This window comes from Erwinia sp. PsM31, from assembly GCF_030433775.1.
Taxonomy (GTDB): domain Bacteria; phylum Pseudomonadota; class Gammaproteobacteria; order Enterobacterales; family Enterobacteriaceae; genus Erwinia; species Erwinia aeris.
On record NZ_JARUWZ010000074.1, the window covers coordinates 1 to 397 of the forward strand.

A 397-nucleotide genomic window follows, 5' to 3' on the forward strand; every position below is an offset into this window, starting at 1 on the left:
TTTCAATTTTCAGCTTGTTCCGGATTGTTAAAGAGCAAATATCTCAAACGTGACTCAGGCTTAAAGCCGGAATCAATTTTGAGATACGGTTGATAATGTCTTTCACTCATTATCAGATATGGCGTCCCCAAGGGGATTCGAACCCCTGTTACAGCCGTGAAAGGGCAGTGTCCTGGGCCTCTAGACGATGGGGACACAAAAATTGCTTAACCAGTCGCAGACTGGTTATTTTGTGTAAAGGTGAAGATTTGCTGGCAAATCTGTGCGACAAATTTACTTGTCACAGAACCCTACTCAAAAGACGCATTGCTCGTTACTTTTCTATCAGACAATCTGTGTGGACACTGCGCACGAAGGTATCTTCAGGTAAGGAGGTGATCCAACCGCAGGTTCCCCT

Annotated in this window: 1 tRNA gene; it reads right to left on the reverse strand. The window is 44.8% G+C overall.

The features are described from left to right. Positions 1-119: 119 nt before the first annotated feature. A tRNA-Glu gene (locus QCD69_RS22505) sits at positions 120-195 on the reverse strand. Positions 196-397: the final 202 nt, after the last annotated feature.